This is a genomic window from Olleya marilimosa CAM030 (assembly GCF_000518485.1).
In the GTDB taxonomy this organism is placed as follows: Bacteria; Bacteroidota; Bacteroidia; order Flavobacteriales; family Flavobacteriaceae; genus Olleya; species Olleya marilimosa.
In genome coordinates, this window is sequence record NZ_JADR01000011.1 from 26,374 (window position 1) to 44,422 (window position 18,049).

Annotated in this window: 18 protein-coding genes; 17 read left to right on the forward strand and 1 reads right to left on the reverse strand. The window is 32.1% G+C overall.

Translation table 11 applies throughout. The annotated features are described in order from the left end of the window. Nucleotides 1-20 precede the first annotated feature (20 nt). The 13 genes from M890_RS0112960 (at nt 21) to M890_RS0113020 (ending at nt 14,138) form a co-directional block, all read left to right on the forward strand. Nucleotides 21-1,694, forward strand: a complete 1,674-nt coding sequence (locus M890_RS0112960; RefSeq protein WP_232219153.1) for a BatD family protein — start codon at nt 21-23, stop codon at nt 1,692-1,694. Further along, on the forward strand, nt 1,694-2,698 hold the full coding sequence (locus M890_RS0112965) for a vWA domain-containing protein (protein WP_028283947.1): 1,005 nt from the start codon (nt 1,694-1,696) through the stop codon (nt 2,696-2,698). Before M890_RS0112960 ends, M890_RS0112965 begins: the two co-directional genes overlap by 1 nt. 92 nt (nt 2,699-2,790) lie before the next feature. Then, a complete protein-coding gene (locus M890_RS0112970) occupies nt 2,791-3,828 on the forward strand; it encodes a VWA domain-containing protein (RefSeq protein WP_028283948.1) in 1,038 nt (345 codons plus the stop codon). A gap of 57 nt (nt 3,829-3,885) precedes the next feature. Next, a complete protein-coding gene (locus tag M890_RS0112975) occupies nt 3,886-4,725 on the forward strand; it encodes a TPR repeat aerotolerance protein BatC (RefSeq protein WP_028283949.1) in 840 nt (279 codons plus the stop codon). Between the two features lie 26 nt (nt 4,726-4,751). Continuing rightward, nucleotides 4,752-6,536, forward strand: coding sequence for an aerotolerance protein BatD (locus M890_RS0112980; RefSeq protein WP_028283950.1), 1,785 nt, complete (start codon nt 4,752-4,754; stop codon nt 6,534-6,536). Between the two features lie 72 nt (nt 6,537-6,608). Further along, a complete protein-coding gene (locus tag M890_RS0112985; protein WP_028283951.1) occupies nt 6,609-7,364 on the forward strand; it encodes an SH3 domain-containing protein in 756 nt (251 codons plus the stop codon). Between the two features lie 61 nt (nt 7,365-7,425). Then, complete coding sequence (locus M890_RS0112990; protein WP_028283952.1) at nt 7,426-7,710, forward strand: hypothetical protein; 285 nt, start codon at nt 7,426-7,428, stop codon at nt 7,708-7,710. Between the two features lie 88 nt (nt 7,711-7,798). Further along, nucleotides 7,799-9,376 carry a SulP family inorganic anion transporter gene (locus tag M890_RS0112995; RefSeq protein WP_028283953.1) on the forward strand — a complete coding sequence of 526 codons (1,578 nt, stop codon included), beginning with the start codon at nt 7,799-7,801 and terminating at the stop codon, nt 9,374-9,376. A 10-nt stretch (nt 9,377-9,386) separates the two neighbouring features. Next, nucleotides 9,387-10,190 carry a universal stress protein gene (locus M890_RS0113000; RefSeq protein WP_036597600.1) on the forward strand — a complete coding sequence of 268 codons (804 nt, stop codon included), beginning with the start codon at nt 9,387-9,389 and terminating at the stop codon, nt 10,188-10,190. A gap of 27 nt (nt 10,191-10,217) precedes the next feature. Next, on the forward strand, nt 10,218-10,844 hold the full coding sequence (locus tag M890_RS0113005) for a carbonic anhydrase family protein (protein ID WP_028283955.1): 627 nt from the start codon (nt 10,218-10,220) through the stop codon (nt 10,842-10,844). 28 nt (nt 10,845-10,872) lie between these two features. After that, the gene (locus M890_RS0113010) at nt 10,873-11,541 is read left to right on the forward strand and encodes a DUF2490 domain-containing protein (RefSeq protein WP_028283956.1); all 669 of its coding nucleotides are present in this window, start codon (nt 10,873-10,875) and stop codon (nt 11,539-11,541) included. Between the two features lie 96 nt (nt 11,542-11,637). Continuing rightward, nucleotides 11,638-13,500, forward strand: coding sequence for a SulP family inorganic anion transporter (locus M890_RS0113015; RefSeq protein WP_028283957.1), 1,863 nt, complete (start codon nt 11,638-11,640; stop codon nt 13,498-13,500). An 11-nt stretch (nt 13,501-13,511) separates the two neighbouring features. After that, nucleotides 13,512-14,138, forward strand: coding sequence for a carbonic anhydrase (locus M890_RS0113020; RefSeq protein ID WP_028283958.1), 627 nt, complete (start codon nt 13,512-13,514; stop codon nt 14,136-14,138). 3 nt (nt 14,139-14,141) lie between these two features. Here M890_RS0113020 and M890_RS0113025 read toward each other — a convergent pair whose 3' ends face one another. Further along, nucleotides 14,142-14,687, reverse strand: coding sequence for a CvpA family protein (locus M890_RS0113025; protein WP_028283959.1), 546 nt, complete (start codon nt 14,685-14,687; stop codon nt 14,142-14,144). A gap of 51 nt (nt 14,688-14,738) precedes the next feature. Here M890_RS0113025 and M890_RS0113030 point away from each other — a divergent pair, with 51 nt between their 5' ends. From M890_RS0113030 to M890_RS0113050, 4 genes are all read left to right on the forward strand, one after another. Next, nucleotides 14,739-15,095, forward strand: a complete 357-nt coding sequence (locus M890_RS0113030; RefSeq protein ID WP_028283960.1) for a hypothetical protein — start codon at nt 14,739-14,741, stop codon at nt 15,093-15,095. 142 nt (nt 15,096-15,237) lie between these two features. Beyond that, complete coding sequence (gene pheS, locus M890_RS0113040) at nt 15,238-16,257, forward strand: phenylalanine--tRNA ligase subunit alpha (protein WP_028283961.1); 1,020 nt, start codon at nt 15,238-15,240, stop codon at nt 16,255-16,257. 132 nt (nt 16,258-16,389) lie between these two features. Continuing rightward, the gene (locus M890_RS0113045; protein ID WP_028283962.1) at nt 16,390-16,890 is read left to right on the forward strand and encodes a GbsR/MarR family transcriptional regulator; all 501 of its coding nucleotides are present in this window, start codon (nt 16,390-16,392) and stop codon (nt 16,888-16,890) included. 4 nt (nt 16,891-16,894) lie between these two features. After that, the gene (locus M890_RS0113050) at nt 16,895-18,034 is read left to right on the forward strand and encodes an efflux RND transporter periplasmic adaptor subunit (protein WP_028283963.1); all 1,140 of its coding nucleotides are present in this window, start codon (nt 16,895-16,897) and stop codon (nt 18,032-18,034) included. The last annotated feature ends 15 nt before the right edge of the window (nt 18,035-18,049 follow it).

An 18,049-nucleotide genomic window follows, 5' to 3' on the forward strand; every position in this document is an offset into this window, starting at 1 on the left:
AGTAAAGTAAAAACTAGAAAGTGAATACAAAAATAAATTATAATAGGTTTGGTACAATAAAGGCTGTAAGTATAGGTCTTATTGCTTTTACCTTTTTGCTTTTCCCATTCATTTCTTTTTCACAAGTTAAAGCGTCAATTGACTCTACGTCAATTAAAATTGGCCAACAGATTACTTACAAGATTGAGGTAGAAACAGACACTGTAAATAGTGTGGTGTTTCCGGTTGGTCAAAGTTTTATGCCTTTAGAAATGATTGAGGCCTATAAAACAGATACAACAAAACAACAAGATAAATATACACTGATAAAAAAATATGGCTTAACCCAATTTGATTCTGGTCGATATGTCATTCCTAAACAAAAGGTAATTATAGCAGGAAAACAATACATTACAGACTCGTTGTTAGTTAATGTTAATAATATAGTTGTAGACACTACCAAGCAAAAACTATACGACATCAAACCAATGATAGCTGTGCAAAAACCAGCAAGTGATTGGTGGAAGTATTTGCTATTAGGGATATTAATTTTAAGTCTTATAGGTTTTATTATTTATTGGTTTGTTTGGCGTAAAAAACCACTAACAGAAGAGGAGCAAATTGCGTTATTACTACCTTATGACAGAGCAAAATTAGCATTACAAAAACTAGACGAAAGCAATTATTTAGCTTACGATAAGTACAAAGAATATTACTCAGAGTTAACCTTAGCTATTCGTAAATATTTAGACGAAAAAGTGTATGACAGAGCGTTAGAAAGCACTACTGACGAGCTAATAACCCGTTTAGAAATTTTAAGCGATGGTAATCAAATAGAATTAACTAAAGACCACATTAAAAAAATCGAATCGGTTTTAAAACGTGCCGATTTAGTAAAGTTTGCTAAATCTGCTCCAGATGTAGAGTTGGCAAAAATTGACAGAACAGTTATAGATCAAGAAATTGATTATGTTAAAGAGGCATTGCCAGAAGCTTCAGAAGAAGAAAAACTTTTAGATATAGAATATAAGAAACAACAAGAAAAAAAAGAGTTTCGTCAAAAAGTATGGGTTACAATAGCTGCTATTGTTTTTATGTTAGGACTAACATTTGCTGCTTTTAGCTACAGATACGGTTTTAATTATGTTGTGGATACCATTTTTCAAAAGGACACAAAACAATTATTAGAAGGTGGTTGGGTTGACAGTGACTACGGTTTTCCACCAATTACAATATCTACTCCAGAAGTTTTAAAGCGTGAAGAAGTAGCAATACCAGACGATTTAATCGATAAAATAAAGGTTTCTAATTTTGGATATCAGTTAGAAGATAAATTTACAATTGCTATTACTTCTACAGTGTTAAAAAGTGCGCCAGATCAAGAAAATGCACCTTCACCAGAAAACAATGTATTAAAGGCTATTGAAGATAATTTAAAAGCTATTGAAGCAACAGGAGGAAGAAATATAATTTCTAATAAAGATAAATTTAAAACACCAAATGGAGCAGAAGGTGTTAAAACATCCGGAACCTTTGACTATCCAATTGATGATGATAAACAGGATTATGTTAATGGACAATTTGTAATTTTAAGTTTTGCTAATAAAGATGTGACACAGCAAATACTAATAACCTATTTAAAGGATGATATTTATTTAGACCAAGTTGTAGAGCGCATTGTTGCGTCTATAGAACTTAATCAAAAAGAAGACTAATGTTAGACGGAATTACATTTTTAAATAAAGAATTTTTCTGGCTGTTACTAGCGTTACCACTGGCTATAGTTTGGTATGTATTTAAACACAAACAGCAAAACGCAGAACTAAAAATATCAAGTCTTAAAGGATTTAAAATTACTAATTCTTGGCTTCCAAAATTAAAGCATCTATTATTTGCTTTGCGTCTATTGGCTTTAGGTATTTTAATAGTTGCATTAGCAAGACCACGTACATCAGAGACTAACACAAAAACAAAAACGACTAGAGGTATTGATATTGTTATGGCAATAGATGTATCTGCAAGTATGTTAGCAAAAGACCTAAAGCCTAATAGGTTAGAAGCACTAAAAAATGTGGCTTCAAAATTTATAAAAGGAAGACCAAATGATAGGATTGGTTTGGTGGAATATGCAGGAGAAAGCTACACTAAAACACCAATTACTAGCGACAAATCCATTGTGTTAAACTCTCTAGATGATATTAAATACAATACCATTATAGAAGGTGGTACAGCAATTGGAATGGGATTAGCAACAGCTGTTAACAGACTAAAAGATAGCAAAGCTAAAAGTAAAGTCATTATATTATTAACAGACGGAGTCAATAACTCTGGTGTGTTAAATCCTAAAATTGCTAGCGAGCTGGCTGTAGAGTTTAAAATTAAAGTGTACACCATTGGTATAGGTACTAATGGTATGGCTTTATCACCTGTGTCTACGTTGTCAAATGGTAGATTTCAATATGACAGAGTACAAGTAGAAATTGATGAAGACCTACTTAAAGACATTGCAAAAGTTACAGGAGGACAGTATTTTAGAGCGACTAATAATCAAAAATTAGAGCAAATTTATACTGAGATTAATAAACTTGAAAAAACTGAAATTGACGAAATTAAATTCACAACTTATCAAGAACATTTTAGACCCTTTGTTTGGATTGCAGGACTAATATTGTTAATTGAGTTTTTAGTTAGAATAACACTTTTTAGAAGCTTTGTTTAAGCATAAATAATAAAGTAAAGTTGTCAAATAAAATTAAAATAGAAGTATAGTCTGTTTATCAATTAATGTAAACTAGCTTAAAACAAAAATAAATGTTTCAATTAGAAGAAAAAATATGGTTTTGGACACTACTGGTAATTCCGGTATTAGTGCTCTTCTTTTTATTGCTACTATTATGGAAAAAGCAAACGCAAAAAAGATTTGCAAACGCAACGCTTTTAAAACGTCTTAGTCCTAATAAATCAGTATTTAAGTCTGTATTAAAATTAGTTGTATTATGCTTAGCTTTTGCTAGTTTAACTTTAGCTTTAGTAAACCCTAAGGTAGGTACAAGTCTTGAGACAGTTAAACGCGAAGGTGTAGATATTGTTTTTGCAGTAGACGTATCTAAAAGTATGTTGGCAGAAGATATTAAACCAAATAGGTTAGAAAAATCACAACAATTAGTATCAAGAATTATTGATAAATTGGGTAGTGATCGTGTTGGTATTATTGCTTACGCAGGAAAAGCATTTCCGCAGTTACCAATTACAACAGACTACTCTGCAGCAAAAATGTTTTTGCAAAACCTAAATACAGATATGTTATCTTCTCAAGGTACAGCAATTAATGAGGCCATTAACCTAGCCAAAACATATTACGATGATGACCAACAAACCAATCGTGTATTAGTAATATTGTCAGATGGAGAGGACCATAGTGAAGCTGCTGTGCAAGTAGCAGAAGAGGCTAGTAAAGAAGGTATCAAAATATTTACAATAGGTGTTGGAGACGTCAATGGTGGTCCAATCCCATTAAGAAGAAACGGAGTGTTGCTAAATTATAAAAAAGATAAGCAAGGCGAAACCGTTATTACAAAACTAGACGAGGAAACATTAAAAAACATTGCTAGTCAAGCAAATGGAGTATATATAAATGGTGCTATTACAGACAAGGTGGTAAGTCAAATGTCAGACATTTTAAATAAAATGGATAAAACCGAATTTGAAGCTAAGCAAGTGGCTAATTTTGAAAGTAGGTTTCAATGGTTTCTAGGTTTAGCTATCTTGCTACTTTTTATAGATATTTTCTTATTAGAAAGAAAAACAGCTTGGCTGAAAAAATTAAATCTATTTAACGAGAATTTATAAAACCCTTAACATCAACAATTGCAAGCCTTTAGTATATTTGCGAGTTATTTAATTTCAATGAAACACTTTTTAACATATATATTTTTATTGGCATCCATAGCAATCTTTGCTCAAGATAATACGGAAGATAAGGCCCTAATTAAACAAAAGTTAGAAGCACAAGGTTTTACTGCTCAAGCTAATGATTTGGCAAATAATGATGATTTTGTAGCTGCCGAAATGGAATACCGTAAAGCACTATCTTTACAACCAAAACAAGCAGCAGGAGCCTATAATTTAGGAACTCAGTATTTCAAAAAAGGAGATTTTGACGAAGCTTTATACAGACATCAGCAAGCAGCTAAAAATGCTACGTCTAAAGAAGAAAAACACAAAGCTTTTCATAATATAGGAAACATCCTAATGGAAGAAAAAAAGTGCAAAGAAGCGGTTGAAGCATACAAAAGCGCTTTAAGAAACAATCCGTCAGATGATGAAACACGATATAACTTTGCATTAGCAAAGGAGTGTGCAAAACAGCAAGAGGACGACAAGCCTCAGGAAGACGATAAAGACGGAGAAAACAACAAGGATAAAGATCAAAATAAAGACGAAGATCAAAAAGAAAATAACGAGAAAGAGCAAGAAGATAAAAATAAAGAGGATCAAGGAGAGCAAGACAAAAAAGAAGGAGATCAAGATAAGGATGAAGATGGCAATCCTAAAGATGATCAACAAAACGATCCAAAAGAAGGTGACCAAAAAAACGAACAAAATCAACCACAACCAGGTCAAATGTCACCACAGCAAATTAAAAACTTGCTTGAAGCCATGAATAACCAAGAGCAAAAAGTACAAGAAAAAATTAATGCAGAAAAGGTTAAAGGCGTAAAACAACAAACAGATAAAGATTGGTAACTAACATTTTATATTGTATTAAATAAATGAAATTACTGAAACACATATGTATCCTTTTATTAGCCTGTACAACAAGTTTTACTTTTGCACAAGATGAAGATACGGTTCAGTTTCAAGCAAAAGTTAGCAAGAAAAAATTAGGCTTAAACGAGCGTTTACGTGTTGACTTTCAAATGAATAAAGATGGTGATAATTTTGTACCACCTAGTTTTTCAGATTTTATTGTGGTTGGAGGACCAAATCAATCGGTTAGTAACTCTTGGAATGGTAAAACAAGACGTTTTACTAAAATTTACAGCTACTTTTTGGCACCTAAACAAATGGGTACCTTTTCCATAAATCAAGCTAAAATTGAGATTGATGGGCAAGAGTATAAAACATCACCAATAAGTATTACAGTTACAAAAGCTATTGAAAAACCTGAAGATCCAAACGATCCAGATTATATTCTACAAGAGCACATTCATTTAGTAGCAGAGGTTTCAAATACTAATCCTTATTTAAATCAACCTATAAGCGTAGTTTATAAATTATACGTTTCGCCAACCGTTGGAATTAGTAATTACAGAGAGATACAAAGTCCAGTGTACAATGGTTTTTGGAGCCAAAGTATGGATGACCAAAGGATAAAAGCCCAAAACGGAACTTATAAAGGCGAAGATTATAGATTTGTAACATTACGTAAAACAGTATTATATCCTCAAAAAACTGGAAAATTAGTTTTAGAGCCATTAAGTTTAGATCTAACCATTGATGTGCCAACCAATAGGCGTGACATATTTGGTAATCGTATCATGACTCAAGCACACAGAACAATTACTGCAAATGTTAGAACAATAAATGTGAAGCCTTTACCAGAAGAGGGTAAACCAGATAATTTTACAGGAGCAGTGGGAGACTTTGTTTTTAATTTGTCAACAACAAAAAACAGTCTTAATGCTACCGAGTCTTTACAGGCTAAAATTGAAGTTTCTGGTCAAGGTAATTTAAAATTATTTGAGTTGCCAAAGTTAACAACGCCAAGCACTTTAGAGGTTTACGAGCCAGAACACCAAGAAAATGTTAGGACAAACATGGCAGGTATGCAAGGTAAAATTTCAGACCTATATACTATTGTGCCTCAATATAAAGGTAAGTTTCCGATACCTTCAGTTAGTTTTTCTTATTTCGACTTAAAAACCGAGACTTATAAACAAATTACCTCTGATGAAATAGTAATAAATGTATTAGAAGGACCAGTTTATGCAGAAGCGGATAATAAATTACCTGTATCTAGTAATGGTAAGCAACCAGTAGTTTTAAACGAAAATCAATTCGCATTTATTAAAACAGATTCAAACTTCACAACTATTCAAAACGATACTTTTTTAAATTCGACTGTATTTTGGACAAGTCTTTTAGGTCCTTTACTAGCTATTCCATTAGCATTATTTTACAGAAGAAAAAGAGAAGAGCGTTTTGCAGATGTAACAGGAAACAAAAAACGTAAAGCAGATAAATTAGCTAAAAAATATTTAAGCGAAGCTAAAAAAGCATTAGGTCAAAAAGAAGCCTTTTATGTTGCGCTAGAAAAAGCATTGCACAACTATCTTAAAGGACGACTTAATATTGAAACCTCTGATTTAAGTAAAGAAAAAATAGCAAATTTACTATCAGAAAGACAAGTAGATAATCAAGTTATTCTTGCGTTTGAAGCGATTTTAGAAAATTGTGAATTAGCAAGGTATACGCCAATTACAAACGTTACAATGCAGCAAGATTATGACAAAGCAGCAACAACAATTAATTTAATAGACAAACAGATCAAGTAAAATTAGCAGTTAATTAAATCTGATGTTTAAAAATTATTAAAGGCATAAAATATTAAGGCAGAAAGAGATTAAATGAAACACTTACTTTACATATTATTTTTTTTCATAGGAAACTTAGTTGCTCAAAATCAATCCACTTTTGAGCAAGCCAATGCATTATATACAGAAGGTAAGTTTGAAGACGCAATAACAAAGTATCAGTCCATCTTAGATACTAAGCAACACTCAGCAGAGTTATATTATAATTTAGCCAATGCACATTATAAGTTAAATAACATTGCACCAAGTATTTATTATTACGAAAAAGCACTACAGCTTAAACCTAACGATAGCGAAATATTAAACAATATTGCCTACGCAAAAAACATGACAGTTGATGCTATACAAGAGGTTCCGCAATTAGGCTTGTCAAGGATTTTTAATAAACTTACTAATGCATTTGCATATGACGATTGGGCTAAAATATCTATCGCGTTTATTGTAATTTTTGTGTTATTATTTTTAGTGTATTACTTTATGGATAGTACATCTCAAAAAAGAGCAGCTTTTAGTGGTAGTATAGTATTTTTGTTTTTATCCTTAATTAGTTTAGGGTTGGCGTTTCAAAAACAGTCATTAGATAATAAAGACAATCCAGCGATTGTATTCGCTCAAAAAAGTGAGGTAAAGACAGAGCCTAACAGTAGTGGATCTGAGGCTTTCGTATTACATGAAGGCACAAAAGTGCAAGTGTTAGATACAATTAACGACTGGAAAAAAATTAAATTAGCAGACGGTAAAACCGGTTGGATTATGTCTAACGACATAAAGTTGTTAAACAATTTTTAAATATTCCTTAACAATAAAATCGTTCTTTAGTTATATATTTGTCTTTCTTAGTTAGATAAATATGCACAAAAAGATAATTTCCATCTTCTTTACAGTATTATTTTTGGCGCTTATAACAGCTCCATCAATAATTATTGCTATGGATGATACTGTGGATGTCTCTGTGTTTTATAGTTTATCAGAAGAAGAGGAAGAACACAAAAACTTAAATTTAGCTTTTGTATTAGAAGACATGGAAGATGCCTTTTATGAAGCCTTAAGTATCAATAAAAATTTAGGGTACCACTTTAAAACTTATCCTAAGCCACACCTTAATTTAATTTCTCCACCTCCCGAATTCATTTAATAATTAATTAGTCGGACAATTTGTCCATTTAAAAAAATTATTAAAATATTACCATTAAAAGCGTTTAATGGTACAAATGAATTTATTTATGTTTAAAACATTAAAAAATGACTTGCCAGCGAGTATAGTCGTGTTTTTTGTAGCATTACCTTTATGTTTAGGTATTGCTCTAGCAAGTGGTGCGCCACTTTTTTCTGGTTTAATAGCTGGAATAGTTGGTGGAGTTGTAGTAGGAGCTTTAAGTGGTTCTAAAATTGGTGTAAGTGGTCCTGCAGCAGGATTAGCAGCTATAGTATTAACAGCAATTGGAACTTTAGGAGGTTATCAAAACTTTTTAGTTGCAGTTGTATTAGGAGGAATTATTCAAATAGTATTTGGTCTTTTAAAGGCAGGAATTATTGGATATTATTTTCCGTCTTCAGTAATTAAAGGGATGTTAACAGGTATTGGAATAATTATAATTTTAAAACAAATCCCTCACTTTTTTGGTTACGACGCAGAGCCTGAAGGAGCTGATAGTTTTATTGAAACTTCAGGAGAAAACACCTTTTCTGCAATATTAAATATTACAGATAATATAACTATGGGATCAATGGTTATTGGTTTAATAGGTTTAGCCATTTTGTTATTATGGGACAAAGTATTATCTAAAAAAGGTAAAATATTTCAAATAATACAAGGACCATTAGTAGCAGTAGTATTAGGTATTATATTTTATGTAGTTACACAAGGATCTAATTTAGGTATAGCACAAACACATCTAGTTAGTGTGCCAATTCCGGAGGACTTAGACTCGTTTATTGGGCAATTTAGCTTTCCAAATTTTGCTGCAATAACAGATTCGCAAGTATGGATTGTTGCTTTTACAATTGCATTAGTAGCAAGTTTAGAAACCTTATTATGTGTTGAAGCAACAGACAAAATCGATCCAAATAAAAACGTAACACCAACAAATAGAGAGTTGTTAGCTCAAGGAACAGGAAACATTATTTCTGGTTTAATTGGTGGACTTCCAATTACACAGGTAATTGTACGTAGTTCTGCAAACATCCAATCAGGAGGTCGCAGCAAAATGTCTGCTATTATTCATGGTTTTTTATTACTAATATCAGTAGTATTAATTCCTAAGTTGTTAAACATGATCCCTTTATCTGTTTTGGCAGCAATACTATTAATTGTAGGTTATAAACTAGCAAAACCAGGGTTGTTCAAAAAAATGTATGATATGGGATGGAAGCAATTTGTACCATTTGTGGTAACAGTTGCAGGTATTGTTTTTATTGATTTGTTATGGGGAATTGGTTTAGGATTATTAGTTGGTATAGTAGTAATATTAATTAAAAGCTACCAAAACTCACACTTTTTACATATTGAAGATAAAAGTAATGGAAAACATAAAATTAAAATGACTTTTGCCGAAGAAGTAACCTTCTTTAATAAAGGAGCAATTTTAAAAGAATTAGAGAGCTTACCTAAGGATACTTATTTAGAGTTAGATGTAAGAAAAACTAGATATTTAGATAACGATATTATCGAAATTTTAGAAGATTTTGCTTTTAAAGCTAAAGAAAGAAACATTGATATTCAATTAATATCAGAACGTGGTACTGTTGAAAATCCAGATAGTTTTATCGAGTTTTTTAAATTAAGACCAAAATCTGCTTAAATTTTAAATCATGAAAAACAATAAATATAAAATATTGTTGCTTTCAGATTTAAATAAGTCGGCAACATCAGAACTGATAAGTACAGTAAGTTTAGCAAAAATGTTAGATGGAGACATCACTTTATTTCACGTTAAAAAACCGACTGACATTGTAGAAAGAGAGAGCCAGTTATCTGCTATGCGATCTATTAATGAAGAACATATTTTAACCAATAAAGCTATTGAAAACCTAATTAAACCTATTAGTCAGGATTATCAATTAAATATTGGATATGATGTTGCTATCGGTAATATTAAACACGAAATTGAAGCATATATCAAAAACTATCAACCAGATATCATAGTTTTAGGAAAAAGAAAATCCAAAACGATTAACTTTATGGGAGATAATATTACAGATTATGTATTAAAAACACATAAAGGTTCAATTATGATTGTTGCACAAAACCAGTCTTTGCAACCAAATCAGGACGCAATGTTGGGTGTTTTAAATACAAGCGATCAAGCAGTAGATACTAATTTTATAAAGGAATTGATTGGTAAAACCAATCAACCTATAAAAGCTTTTAAAATCGTATCACAATTAGCACCAACACAAACTGTAGTTGATAATAAAACTATAGAATATGTTTTTGAAAAAGGAGATAATGCAGTAGACAATGTTTCAAAGTATGCATTAAAAAGCAATATTAATTTAATGTGTTTTGATAATGCAAAACAGCAAAACTCTAATACAAATATTAAAAATGTAATAAGTAAACTTAACGTTTCACTTTTACTAACAGGACAACAATCAACAATTCTACATAAGTAGTAATTAATAATATAAAAATATACAATAATGAAAGCACATACTAGAGAGACACAAGCAACAATGACGCCTCAAAAGGCAATAGATTTTTTAAAAGAAGGTAACCAAAGATTTCAAAATAATTTAAAAGCTAACCGTAACCTTTTAGAGCAGGTAAACGATACTAGTGATGGTCAATTTCCGTTTGCTACAATCCTTAGTTGTATAGATTCACGTGTGTCTGCCGAGTTGGTTTTTGATCAAGGTTTAGGAGATATATTTAGTGTTCGTATTGCAGGAAACTTTGTAAACGAAGACATTTTAGGTAGTATGGAATTTGCTTGTAAATTAGCAGGAACTAAAGTAATCGTAGTATTAGGTCACACTAGTTGTGGTGCTGTTAAAGGTGCTTGTGATCATGCCGAAATGGGTAACTTAACTAAGTTAATCCAAAAAATCACACCAGCTGTAAATGCAGTAACAGAGCCAAAAGACGAAAGTTTACGTACCTCTAAAAACTTAGAGTTTGTAGATGAGGTATCAAAGAAAAACGTGCATTTAACAATCGATAGAATACATGCTGAAAGCCCAATATTAGCAGAAATGGAAAAAAATGGCGAAATAAAAATCGTTGGTGCTATGTATGATATTAATACAGGAGCAGTAGATTTTTACTAGACAAATAATTTTTATGAGGATATTGAAAATGAAAAGGAATAAAATAATAGCAACACTAACATTTATGTTAGTGTTGCCTTTTTATGGACTAAGCCAAAATAGTGATTTAGGTAACTGGTTAATCTATATTGGTAGTAAAGAGCTTAAAAATGGATGGAATATTCATAACGAAGTACAATACCGTAATTACGATGCTGTAGGAGATTTAGAACAATTATTGTTAAGAACTGGATTAGGTTATAACCTAACCGAAAACAATAACAACCTACTACTTGGTTATGGGTATATATTATCAGAAAATTATGTTGGAGAAACAGATCAAAAAGTATCTGTAAACGAACATAGAATTTTTCAACAGTTTACAACAAAGCAAAAAGTAGGTGTGCTTAATTTAAGTCACCGTTACAGGTTTGAGCAACGTTTTGTAGAAGACGATTTTAAAATGCGATTTAGATATTTTTTAGGTTTAAAAATTCCGTTGCAAAATAAGGCTGATGGAAATAATCCATTGTACCTTTCAGCATATAACGAGATTTTTTTAAATACTAAAAGTGAAATCTTTGACAGAAACCGTTTATATGGAGGATTAGGGTATCAGTTTTCTAAACAACTAAGATTAGAATTAGGATATATGAATCAGTTTTTTGAAACCTCAGGTAGAGATCAAATCAATATTATGGCGTTTGTTAATTTTTAAAACTCACAATTTACTGTTAATAATGGCTGATAGAATAGGCTAAACTTTTATTGTTAAGAAAAAATGTTAATTTAGTATAAACCCAACTATAAAGCTATGAAGAATTTTTTTGCCAACTTTAAAGGAGATGCATTTGGAGGTATTACAGCAGGTATTGTTGCTTTACCGTTAGCATTAGCATTTGGTGTTTCATCTGGTTTAGGACCTAGTGCAGGTTTATATGGAGCTATCTTTATCAGTTTTTTTGCAGCTTTTTTTGGCGGTACACCAACGCAAATTTCTGGTCCAACAGCACCAATGACAGCAGTAAGTATGGTTGTAATAGCTAGTATTATTGCAACGCATGATGGTGACGTTAATAAAGCACTACCATATATATTAACGGTTTTTTTATTAGCAGGTTTAGTACAAGTAGGATTAGGTGTTTTAGGCTTTGGAAAATATATTAAATACATACCATATCCTGTTGTGTCTGGTTTTATGACAGCTATTGGTGTTATAATATTAGTAACACAAATCTTACCATCAATTGGTTATTACCCAAAAGAAGATATAGAGTACGTAAACCAATTTAAGCCACAAGCCGAAGAGTTAATTTTAGAAAATATACTTAGGGAAGAGGCAGGAGAAGGCATTTTAGTTTTAGAAGATTTTAAAGAAACGATCAAAAGAGCTGGAGAGTTACAACCGGAAGACATTGCAAAAGAGTCTAAAACACTTGCTAAAACCGAAGCTTCAGGTGTGTTAGGTACTTTAAAAGTATTACCAAGAGCCATCCAAAATATTAATTGGTTAGAGCTTGTTTTAGCACTAGCTACCATTTTTATTGTATATGGTTTTAAACGCATAACCACTAAAATACCAAGTGCTTTGGTCGCTTTAGTTGTAGTGTCTGGAGTAGCCTATGGTTTTGGTTTAGGTTATCGTCCCATTGAAGAGATTCCATCAGGACTGCCTATACCTAATTTTGAAATTATTACAGGGTTTAGTTTTGCTAATATTTCACCCTATATTTTTACAGCTATAACATTAGCGTTATTAGGTGCAATTGACTCATTACTTACTAGTGTCGTAGCAGATAATATGACAAAAACCAAGCACAATCCAAATAAAGAATTAATTGGACAAGGTGTAGGTAATAGTATCGCTTCAATTTTTGGAGGTATTCCAGGAGCAGGAGCAACTATCAGGACTGTAGTAAACATTAACGCAGGTGGACGTACCAAATTATCTGGTATGATTGCAGGTGTAATGTTACTGTTTATCTTATTAGCATTAGGACCAGTTGCTTCAAAAATTCCAGCAGCAGTATTAGCGGGTATTTTAATAACAGTAGGTATTGGTGTTATGGATTATAAAGGTTTAAAAGCTATTCCTGCATTACCAAAGGATATGAAGATTGGACCATTAAAAGTTAGTTCTGAAGTATTAATAATGCTTGTTGTATTAGTCCTTTCTAGCGTTTGGGATTTAATTTATGCAGTAGGTATTGGTTTGGTTATCGCATCCCTATTGTTCATGAAAAAAATTGGAGACTTAACAGCACAACGTTCAGACGTTAAACCGTTAAAGGAAGAGGCTTGGTCAGACGAGACTAATTTCCCTGTAGCCTTAAAAGAAGAGGTGTTTATCAAACACATTAAAGGACCATTGTTTTTTGGCTCAACATCAGACTTTCAGCAATTAGCAAAACAAATTCCTAACACTGCAAAAACCGTAGTTATTAGATTAGGACGTATGCAGTATATGGACCAATCCGGATTATATGCAATGGAAGACGTTTTAGTAGATTTAAAAAAACAAAACATAAATGTACTGTTTGTTAACCTGTTAAAACAACCAAGATACATGATGGAACGTATTGGTATTATCCCAGAATTAATACCTACAGAGCATATTTTTAAAGACTTTAATTCATGCTTACATTGGATTAAAACTAATGTAAAAGATAAATATTAAGATAGTTAATAATGGATATCAAAAAAGTATTTGAAAATAATCAAAAGTTTGTAAAAGATAAATTATCCACAGATAAAGACTATTTTGAAAATTTAGGAAAAGGACAAAATCCAGAGTTATTATATATTGGTTGTAGTGATAGTCGTGTAACTGCCGAGGATTTAATGGGCTTAGGTCCAGGAGAGGTTTTTGTGCATCGTAATATAGCAAATATGGTATCAGGTAATGACCTAAGTGCCATGTCAGTTGTAGAGTATGCAGTTGTGCACTTAAAAGTCAATCATGTTGTGGTTTGTGGGCATTATGCATGTGGAGGCGTAAAAGCAGCTATGCAATCTGCAGATTTAGGCGTTTTAAACTCATGGTTACGTAACATACGTGACGTATATCGCATCCATAAAGACGAGTTAAATGCAATACAAGACGACGAAAAAAAATACGATCGCTTAGTAGAGCTTAACGTCAAGGAGCAGTGCGTAAATCTATTAAAAACAGCTGCAGTACAAAAAGCTTACAGAGATAGAGATCTAAAAGTACATGGTTGGGTATTTGATGTACACACAGGTAATCTTATTGACCTAAAAATAGATTTTGACCATTACCTACAAGATATAATGGAAATTTATCACTTAGATTAAACTCTAAACTTCAGATTCAGTAGTCGGTTCCTCTGGGTCAATTATAGGCTCTTCCAATAAAGGATCATCAGACTTAATAATACTAGGAAAAATCATTGGAGCTAATGATTTAACAGGAGCATACAAAACAGAATCCTCTATATCCTCCTCTTGCACAAAAGGGATAGTATTATTCATTTTATCAAAAACAATCAATAAAACACTCAAAATTAAACCAATTTTAAGCGCGCCAAAAGCAGCACCTAAAAGCTTGTTTAAAATCCCTAAAGACGCAAAATCTGCTAACTTTGTTAAAGCTTTACCAGCTAGACTAATCGTTAAAATTATAATTACAAAAGTAATGGCAAATGCAGTAGTATTTATGGTTTTTTCATTCCAGGACGTTTTATCCATCAAAAACTCGGCAACAAAATAACTAAAATGGATGGCACCATAAACACCAGCAATTAAAGCCACAATGGAGGCAAGCTCAACAAAAAGCCCTTTAAATAATCCACGTACTAAACCAAATAAAAGTAAAGCACCTAAAACAATATCAATTACAGCCATAAAGTTAGATTTTAGACAAATATAAATTAACTTTGCGACTTTAAAATTATTATGGCAAGAGACGAACAGTTAAAAGAGAGATGGCAGGAGATAGTTACTAAACTATCCAACCAATTTGCAGATGGAGACACACTAGACTTAGATGCAATAATTTATTTAATAGGTGTACAAGAATTAGGACAATTAGACCGTAAATTTAAAAAAGACCATAAGTTAGACCTTATGCATATTGCAATCTGTAAACTGCTAACACCTTATGGGTATTATGAGTTTGATTATGTAGACCAAGACGGTTGGCCACACTATATAGCAAAAGAAGAATTACCAAACCTAAAAGCAGGAGAACAAAGCATCTTAATGAAAGAAGCCATAGTAAACTACTTTCTAGAGACCGATTATATTAAATAAATTTTGGGCGTTACCCAAGGGTCGCGCTCTCGGCAGTCGCTTTTAATTTGCTTTAAGGCAAATAAAAGAGCTTCAACAAATGCCTCCATCGCTAACGCAAATCACGATAAAATTCATAAATTTGCCAATCATTTAGAAGATCATGATAGACAAGATAAAAGAACTTATAGCAGAAGCAGAAGCCTTTAAGGCACAAACCAAAGAAGAGGTTGAAGCGTTTCGTATAAAGTATTTAGGAAAAAAAGGATTACTTAATGACTATTTTGCCGAATTTAAAAACGTGGCAAACGACCAGAAAAAAGAATTTGGTCAAGTAATTAATACCCTTAAAACTACAGCTCAAAATAAAGTTAATGCTTTAAAAGAAGAGCTAGACAACAATACACAAGACGCAGGTATAAGTGGAGATTTATCAAGACCAGGAGAACCAATAACCATTGGATCGCGTCACCCAATATCTATAGTTAAAAATCAAATTATAGATATCTTTTCAAACATTGGATTTAATGTAAGCGAAGGTCCAGAAATAGAAGACGATTGGCACAACTTTACAGCACTTAACTTGCCAGAATACCATCCAGCAAGAGACATGCAAGACACGTTTTTTGTGCAAACCAATCCAGATATCCTATTACGTACGCACACAAGTTCTGTACAAGTACGATATATGGAAAACAATAAACCACCAATACGTACAATATCTCCAGGACGTGTATATCGTAACGAAGCAATATCTGCACGTTCACACTGTTTTTTCCATCAAGTAGAAGGATTATATATAGATAAAGACGTTAGTTTTGCAGATTTAAAGCAAACCTTACAATACTTTACTACAGAGCTTTTTGGTAAATCTAAAATTAGATTACGTCCATCATACTTTCCATTTACTGAGCCTAGCGCAGAAATTGATGTGTATTGGGGACTAGAAACAGAAACAGATTATAAAATCACCAAAGGAACCGGTTGGTTAGAAATTGGAGGTTGTGGTATGGTAGATCCAAATGTCCTTACTAATTGCGGTATAAATGCAGAAGAGTATTCAGGATTTGCATTTGGTGTAGGTATTGATCGTATAGCAATGTTATTACATCAGATAGGTGATATTCGTTTGTTAAGTGAAAACGACGTTAGATTCTTAGAGCAGTTCAAATCTGCCTTATAATAATTACTAAAAATGTTTAAAAGCCGACTGTTAATAGTCGGCTTTTTTTTATTTAACAACAATTTAACTTCGATTAGTTCGGTTTGTTCCGAACCAATAATATATTTGCATTATAAATTTTAAAGTTTAGATATGACTAAAGAAATCTGTAACAAAAAAATGGAGCTTGTAGAAAGACTAGGCGTTCATTTAGAAAGTAAAGATAGTTTAGCACCTGTTGCAGCACGTATAATGGCTTATGTGATTTTAACAGGGAAACGAGGAGCAACTTTTGATGAAATGGTAGAGGTATTATGCGCAAGTAAAAGCACCATTTCTACACATTTAAACCACTTACAAGACTTAAAAAAAATAGAATACTTTACCAAAACGGGCGACCGTAAAAAGTATTTTGTCATTAATAAAGATTCGGTATTAAATCATATTGATAATATGATTCAAGAATGGGAAATAGTAGAGGTACTACATCTTGAAATGAAAGCTTATAAAGAAGCCATAAACGAACATGTTACAGACGACGATGAGAAATTCGATTTAACATTTCATAACAATTATCTCAAATTTATTTCAAGTGCTTCTGCATCAATGAAAGAACTAAAAGACAACCTAATTAAAAATAAATTCAACCTTTAAAATAATGAAAATAAATAAAATAATTTCAATATTATCAATAGCTAGTATTTTTCTAGTTGTGATTAGCTGTGGTAATAATGAGAAAGCGCAAGCAGCTTCAGCACAACAGCAACAGGTTTTACCTTTTCCTGTAACACAATTACAAACAAAAACTGTAACAGGTTTTACTGAGTATCCTACAACTATTGAAGGTAAAGTAAATAGTGATGTAAGAGCAAAAACCTCTGGATATATAGAAAAGGTATACGTTGACGAAGGACAAAAAGTACGTAAAGGTCAAACCTTATTTAAACTAGAAACACAATCGTTAAGCCAAGATGCAGGTGCAGCTAAAGCACGAGTAAATGTGGCACAAGTTGAGGTTGATAAACTAGTTCCTTTAGTAGAAAAAAACATTATTAGTCCAGTACAATTAGAAACTGCTAAAGCAAATTTAGCTCAAGCTAAAGCTAATTATAGTGGTGTAACAGCAAATATTGGTTATGCGACAATTAAAAGTCCAATAGACGGTTTTGTTGGTGCCATTAATTTTAGAGAAGGTGCTTTAATTAGCCCAAATGATGCAACACCATTAACAACAGTTAGTCAAATAGATCAAGTATATGCTTTTTTTAGTTTTAATGAAGCACAATATATAGATCATTTACAACGCTCTGAAGGTCAAAACAAAGCAGAGCGTATTAAAAATTCGCCAGACTTAACTTTAGTGTTAGCTAACGGAAAAGAGTATTCCGAAAAAGGACGTATTCAAACCAGTACAGGACAGATTAACCAAAGTACAGGAACGATACAAATTAGAGCTGCTTTTGATAATCCAAACGAAATTTTAACCAACGGAAACAGTGGTAAAATTAAATTTCCAATAGAGTATAAAGATGCTATTGTTGTACCACAAACAGCAACTTTTGAGCAGCAAGGTAATATTATGATTTTTAAATTAGGAGCAGACAATAAAGTGGAAACTTCAATTTTAAAAGTTAAAGGAAAAGTAGATAATTTATATGTTGTTGAGTCTGGTTTAGAAGCTAACGATAAAATTATTATTTCAGGAGTAGGGAAGTTAAGAAACGGTATGGCAATTGCACCTCAGGACACGTCTTTTGAGGAAGCTATTAAACCAGTTCCAACTTTATTTAGAAATTAGATAACCACCAAACAT

Bases quoted from the DNA above. Each gene is read 5' to 3' on its own strand.
- M890_RS0112970 (WP_028283948.1), top strand. From the start codon at position 2,791: ATGTTTCAATTAGAAGAAAAAATATGGTTTTGGACACTACTGGTAATT.
- M890_RS0113025 (WP_028283959.1), bottom strand. From the start codon at position 14,687: ATGGCTGTAATTGATATTGTTTTAGGTGCTTTACTTTTATTTGGTTTA.
- M890_RS0113010 (WP_028283956.1), top strand. From the start codon at position 10,873: ATGAAAAGGAATAAAATAATAGCAACACTAACATTTATGTTAGTGTTG.
- M890_RS0113050 (WP_028283963.1), top strand. From the start codon at position 16,895: ATGAAAATAAATAAAATAATTTCAATATTATCAATAGCTAGTATTTTT.
- M890_RS0112965 (WP_028283947.1), top strand. From the start codon at position 1,694: ATGTTAGACGGAATTACATTTTTAAATAAAGAATTTTTCTGGCTGTTA.
- M890_RS0113015 (WP_028283957.1), top strand. From the start codon at position 11,638: ATGAAGAATTTTTTTGCCAACTTTAAAGGAGATGCATTTGGAGGTATT.
- M890_RS0112990 (WP_028283952.1), top strand. From the start codon at position 7,426: ATGCACAAAAAGATAATTTCCATCTTCTTTACAGTATTATTTTTGGCG.
- M890_RS0112985 (WP_028283951.1), top strand. From the start codon at position 6,609: ATGAAACACTTACTTTACATATTATTTTTTTTCATAGGAAACTTAGTT.
- M890_RS0113000 (WP_036597600.1), top strand. From the start codon at position 9,387: ATGAAAAACAATAAATATAAAATATTGTTGCTTTCAGATTTAAATAAG.
- M890_RS0112975 (WP_028283949.1), top strand. From the start codon at position 3,886: ATGAAACACTTTTTAACATATATATTTTTATTGGCATCCATAGCAATC.
- M890_RS0112980 (WP_028283950.1), top strand. From the start codon at position 4,752: ATGAAATTACTGAAACACATATGTATCCTTTTATTAGCCTGTACAACA.
- pheS (WP_028283961.1), top strand. From the start codon at position 15,238: ATGATAGACAAGATAAAAGAACTTATAGCAGAAGCAGAAGCCTTTAAG.
- M890_RS0113045 (WP_028283962.1), top strand. From the start codon at position 16,390: ATGACTAAAGAAATCTGTAACAAAAAAATGGAGCTTGTAGAAAGACTA.
- M890_RS0113020 (WP_028283958.1), top strand. From the start codon at position 13,512: ATGGATATCAAAAAAGTATTTGAAAATAATCAAAAGTTTGTAAAAGAT.
- M890_RS0112995 (WP_028283953.1), top strand. From the start codon at position 7,799: ATGTTTAAAACATTAAAAAATGACTTGCCAGCGAGTATAGTCGTGTTT.
- M890_RS0113030 (WP_028283960.1), top strand. From the start codon at position 14,739: ATGGCAAGAGACGAACAGTTAAAAGAGAGATGGCAGGAGATAGTTACT.
- M890_RS0113005 (WP_028283955.1), top strand. From the start codon at position 10,218: ATGAAAGCACATACTAGAGAGACACAAGCAACAATGACGCCTCAAAAG.